The organism is Corallococcus sp. CA041A, from assembly GCF_003612075.1.
GTDB classification, from domain to species: Bacteria; Myxococcota; Myxococcia; order Myxococcales; family Myxococcaceae; genus Corallococcus; species Corallococcus exiguus.
Genome location: NZ_RAWF01000439.1, coordinates 1 through 4,345, shown reverse-complemented (window position 1 = coordinate 4,345; position 4,345 = coordinate 1). Strand labels below are relative to the sequence as shown.

Genomic DNA, 4,345 nt, shown 5'->3' with positions numbered 1-4,345 from the left:
GTCCGGGGGGGGTGGAGGTGGTACTTCCGACTACCGGTGGCGAGGGATGTTGCGGGCCACGTGCAGGGCCCACGCCTCCGCCGAGTCCAGCTCCGCGCGGGCCTCGGCATAGCGGTCCTTCGCCGCTTCACTCGCGTCGTTGGCGAAGATGGCGTCGTGCAGCTCCTTCTGGGCGCGGGTCAGCCGCAGGCTGGTCTGCAACCACAGCCGGGCCGCCATGCGCGGCGTAATCACCACCTGGGTGGGATCCCACACCTCCAGGGCGGCGTAGTCAGCGGAGGACAGCTCTTCATAGTGGGGGGCCTGCTCGGTTTGTGCGTTCATGCCCGGATGTTCGCCACGGATTCCGGGCAGGGCATCCGGGCCACCTGGGCAGGAAGACGGCCACTGGTGAGCAGTCGAGGACAGTTCCTTCATCCCCCGGGGTACTCGCCTTCCTTGATTTGCGGGAAAACTTAGTACAGTGAGGCTGGGGAATGCTTCCCACATTGCAACCATGGAGGAATTGGGTGCCCTTCTCCTAGAATCCTCCGCTCCATTCGTGAAGTGAGAGGGATTACCTGGACCTGAACACCTTGAACAAGCTGCTCACCGTTGGCGTCCAGAACGGGGCTTCGGACATCCACTTCCGCCCTGGGGATCCGCCCATCTACCGGGTGAACGGCGTGTTGCGGCCGTTGAAGATGGAAAAGCTCCAGGCTGATCACACGAAGCAGGTCGCGCTGCACGTGATGAACGATCCGCTGGTGAAGGCGCAGGTGGACAGTGTGCAGGAATGCGACTCGTCCTACAGCCTTCCGGGCGTGGCGCGTTTCCGGGTGAACATCTACCGGCAGCGCGGCTCGCTGGCCTGCATCCTGCGCATCATCCCGGATGAGATTCCCAGCATCGACGGGCTGGGCCTGCCGCAGGTGCTGAAAACCATCGCCGGCAACGAGCGCGGGCTGGTGCTGGTGACGGGGGCCACGGGGTCCGGCAAGAGCTCCACGCTGGCGTCGATGATCAACCACATCAACCACACGGAGAGCCTGCACATCCTCACCATCGAGGACCCCATCGAGTTCATCTACAAGAACGTGAAGTCCTCCATCTCCCAGCGGGAGATTGGCCCGGACACGGCGAACTTCTCCATCGCGCTGAGAGCGGCGCTGCGTCAGGACCCGGACGTCATCCTGGTGGGCGAGATGCGCGACACGGAGACCATCGACATCGCGCTGAAGGCTTCGGAGACGGGCCACCTGGTGCTGTCCACGGTGCACACCACGGACGCGTCGCGCACCATCAACCGCCTGGTGTCGGTGTTCCCCGCGGAGGAGCAGACCATGGTGCGCATGCGCCTGGCGGACTCGCTCAAGGCGACCGTCTCCCAGCGCCTGCTGCCCAAGGCCACCGGCAAGGGCCGCACGGTGGCGCTGGAGATCATGGTGCAGACGAAGACGGTGGAGCAGTACATCCGGGACGACCGCGCCTCGGAGCTGAAGGACGTCATCGAGAAGGGCCGCGACATGTTCGGCATGCAGTCCTTCGATCAGCACCTGACGCAGCTGTACCGCGCGGGCGACATCACGCTGGAGACGGCGCAGAGCGCGGCCTCCAACCCGGCGGACTTCCAGCGCGCGCTCGAGTTCGACTGAGAGCGCGCGCCGGAAGGTGACTTCCGAGGCCTACTTCTTCGCGGACGGCTTGTTGATGTTCGCGAAGAAGTCGTTGCCCTTGTCATCCACGACGATGAAGGCGGGGAAGTCGACCACGTCGATCTTCCACACGGCCTCCATGCCCAGCTCGGCGTACTCCAGCACCTCCACCTTCTTGATGCAGTCCTGCGCCAGGCGCGCGGCCGGGCCGCCGATGGAGCCCAGGTAGAAGCCGCCGTGCTTCTTGCAGGCCTCCGTGACGGCCGGGGAGCGGTTGCCCTTGGCGAGCATCACGAAGCTGCCGCCCTCCGCCTGGAATTGATCCACGTACGCGTCCATGCGGCCCGCGGTGGTGGGGCCGAAGGAGCCGGACGCGTAGCCCTCCGGCGTCTTCGCCGGGCCCGCGTAATAGACCATGTGGTCCTTGAGGTACTGGGGCATGCCCTCGCCCCGGTCCAGGCGCTCCTTGATTTTGGCGTGCGCGATGTCGCGCGCCACCACCAGCGAGCCGGACAGCGACAGGCGCGTCTTGATGGGGTAGCGCGACAGCTCCGCGCGCAGGTCGCTCATGGGGCGGTTCAAGTCCAGCCTCACCACGTCGCCGGACAGGTCCGTGTCCGTGGTCTCCGGCAGGTACTTCGCTGGGTCCGTCTCCAGCGCCTCCAGGAAGACGCCGTCGCGGGTAATCTTCCCCAGCGCCTGGCGGTCCGCGGAGCACGACACGGCGATGGCCACCGGGCAGGACGCGCCGTGGCGGGGCAGCCGGATGACGCGCACGTCATGGCAGAAGTACTTGCCGCCGAACTGCGCGCCAATGCCGGTGCGCTGGGTGAGCTTGAGCACCTCCTGCTCCAGCTCCACGTCGCGGAAGCCCCGGCCCAGCGCGTTGCCGGACGTGGGCAGCGTGTCCAGGTAGCGCGCGGAGGCGTACTTCGCCGTCTTCAGCGCGAACTCCGCGGACGTGCCGCCCACCACGATGGCCAGGTGGTACGGCGGGCACGCGGCGGTGCCCAGCGCGCGGATCTTCTGCTCCAGGAACGCGAGCAGACTCTGCGGGTTGAGGACGGCCTTCGTCTCCTGGAAGAGGTAGCTCTTGTTCGCGGAGCCGCCGCCCTTGGCCATGAAGAGGAACTTGTAGGCGTCGCCGTCGGTCGCGTAGAGCTCGATCTGCGCGGGCAGGTTGTTGCCCGTGTTGACCTCCTTGTACATGTCCAGCGCCGCCATCTGCGAGTAGCGCAGGTTGGCCGTGAGGTACGTGTCGAACACGCCCTTGGAGATGGCCGCCTCGTCGCCGCCGCGCGTGAGGACGTACTGGCCCTTCTTGCCCATCACGATGGCGGTGCCGGTGTCCTGGCAGGAGGGCAGCACGCCACCCGCGGCGATGTTCGCGTTCTTGAGCAGCTCCACCGCCACGAACTTGTCGTTGGACGACGCCTCCGGGTCCTGGAGGATGTTGGCCAGCTGCCGCAGGTGGCCCGGGCGCAACAGGTGCGAGATGTCCCGCATGGCCTCGCGGGTGAGCAGCGTGAGCGCCTCCGGCTCCACCTGGAGGAAGCTGCGTCCGCCGGCCTCGAACGTGGAGACGCCCTCCTTCGTGAGGAGGCGGTAGGGCGTCTCGTCCTTGCCGAGCGGCAGCATGTCCTGGAACTGGAAGTCACTCATCGCGGGAGGGTCTCTTCGAGAAGGGGTGGACGGGCGGGGACTCTACTCACGGGGCGGCGCGCGGGGCGGCACTTCGTAGAGGTAGACAGGCGTGCGGTAGAGGTCCTGGAGCCGCACGCTGCGCACGGGCGTCCAGCCGCGCAGCCCGAACGTGTGGCTCAAGATGCGCGAGCCTTCCGGCAGCTCGGCCGCGAAGCGGGGCGCCAGGCGCGTCATGATGCCCGGGGACAGGTAGCAGATGACGCAGGTTGCGTCCTGGAAGGACGCGGCGAAGAAGTCCCCGTGAATCAGCGTGAGGTTGGGGCGGGGGGAGAGCCGCTGGCGCAGCCGGCTGAAGAGCCACGGCAACCAGGACAGCTCGTACGCGACGATGCGCGCCTGGGGGCAGTGATCCGCCAGGTTGAAGGCCACGTCGCCCCAGCCCGAGCCCAGGTCCAACACGGTGCCCCGCGTGTCCGCCGGGAGCATGGCCAACAGCGCCCGCCGCACCCGGGGCGAGCTGGGCATGGGCGGCGCGCCGGTGCGCAGCGTGGAGACGACGATGGACAGCACCCCCACGAGGAGCACCGCCCAGAGCAGCAGGAAGAGAAGGAAGGAGCCGGTCTCGCTCACGGTCAGCGCGCATCATCGCGCGGGGACGCCCCGGCGTGGGGCCCTACTTGCGAGGGTGGTTGCCGGCGTCCATGCGGACCACGCGGGGCGCGCCCGGGTCCGGCTGGGTGGTGACGGGGACAGGAGCGGGCTCGTCAGGCTCGAAGAGCGCCCGGCCCAGGACGAGGCAAAGAGCGGCCCCTACGCAGAGTGCCAGCACGTGGAAGTAGTAGGCCATGGGACGTGAGTCCAAGCACGGACCATACCAGCGGCGACCCTCCTCGGAAGGTGGGGGCTGAAAGGCCCCGCTTGTATCCTTCCTGGCCACAGGTGCAGTCAGCCGGTGGCCGCCCAGGCAACAGCTCCCTCACCCGGCGTCAAACCTTCGCGCGCCATGGTTTTTCACCCGGCGCTCGAGGGCCTCAGACGGAGGGCGCGGACGCGGTGGGGTCCTGTTC

The 4,345-nt window shown here is 67.6% G+C and carries 5 protein-coding genes; 1 reads left to right on the top strand and 4 read right to left on the bottom strand.

The features are described 5' to 3' along the window. Positions 1 to 30: 30 nt before the first annotated feature. Positions 31 to 324 (bottom strand): FruA-associating protein, FapA, encoded by a 294-nt coding sequence (locus D7V77_RS40535; protein WP_120558715.1) that lies wholly within the window; start codon positions 322 to 324, stop codon positions 31 to 33. A gap of 251 nt (positions 325 to 575) precedes the next feature. On the opposite strand from D7V77_RS40535, the gene D7V77_RS40530 reads away from it, so the two are divergent. After that, positions 576 to 1,634, top strand: coding sequence for a type IV pilus twitching motility protein PilT (locus D7V77_RS40530; protein ID WP_233597530.1), 1,059 nt, complete (start codon positions 576 to 578; stop codon positions 1,632 to 1,634). Positions 1,635 to 1,664: 30 nt separating this feature from the next. Here D7V77_RS40530 and D7V77_RS40525 read toward each other — a convergent pair whose 3' ends face one another. The 3 genes from D7V77_RS40525 to D7V77_RS44050 are packed head-to-tail and all read right to left on the bottom strand — an operon-like array spanning position 1,665 to position 4,125. Further along, complete coding sequence (locus tag D7V77_RS40525; RefSeq protein ID WP_120581524.1) at positions 1,665 to 3,296, bottom strand: fumarate hydratase; 1,632 nt, start codon at positions 3,294 to 3,296, stop codon at positions 1,665 to 1,667. Between the two features lie 42 nt (positions 3,297 to 3,338). Then, positions 3,339 to 3,908: a class I SAM-dependent methyltransferase gene (locus D7V77_RS40520; RefSeq protein WP_120581523.1), complete on the bottom strand. Its 570-nt coding sequence runs from the start codon at positions 3,906 to 3,908 to the stop codon at positions 3,339 to 3,341. Between the two features lie 43 nt (positions 3,909 to 3,951). Beyond that, positions 3,952 to 4,125 (bottom strand): hypothetical protein, encoded by a 174-nt coding sequence (locus tag D7V77_RS44050; RefSeq protein WP_158624584.1) that lies wholly within the window; start codon positions 4,123 to 4,125, stop codon positions 3,952 to 3,954. Positions 4,126 to 4,345 lie beyond the last annotated feature (220 nt).